General features: G+C 54.1%; 1 protein-coding gene. It reads right to left on the reverse strand.

Annotation, left to right across the window (positions count from 1 at the left end; all coding sequences use genetic code 11):
- A partial coding sequence (locus ACTHTJ_RS10765; RefSeq protein ID WP_440362674.1) for a hypothetical protein occupies positions 1-514 on the reverse strand: 514 nt, incomplete at both ends.

Here is a 514-nt window from a genome sequence, read left to right on the forward strand (position 1 = left end):
TCTTCCCCCTTTTTCTCCTTCCTTTCCTCTTTTTCCCTCCCTTCCCCTCCCTCCTCCCTCCTCCTCCTCTTTTTTTTCTCCTTCCCCTTCCCGCCCCTCCCTGCTCCCCCCCCTCCTCCTCCTCCTTTCTTCCTCCCCTTCTTTTTCCTCCTTCTCCTCTTCTTCCCCCCCCTCCTCTCCTCCTTTCTTCTTTTCCCCTCCTTCTTCTTCCTTCTTCTTCCCCCCCTTCTTCCCCTCCTCCCTCCCCCCCTCCCCCTTCTTTTTTTCTTCTTCTTCCTTTTTTTCTCCTCTTTCTTCCTTCCCTCTTCTCCCCCTCCTCTTTTCCTTCTTCCTCTCTTCCCTCTCTTCTTCCTTCCCTTCCCTCCTCCCCCTCCCTCCTCTTTTTCTTTTTCTCTCTTTTTCCTTCCTCTCCCTTCCTTCCCTTCTTTCTCTTCTTCCTCCCTCCTCCCTCCCTTTCTTTTTTCCCTTTCCCCCCCCCTCTCTTTTCTCCTCTTCCTCCTCCTTCCCCCCCTCC

Source organism: Neisseria sp. P0018.S001 (assembly GCF_051957355.1).
GTDB classification, from domain to species: Bacteria; Pseudomonadota; Gammaproteobacteria; order Burkholderiales; family Neisseriaceae; genus Neisseria; species Neisseria subflava_A.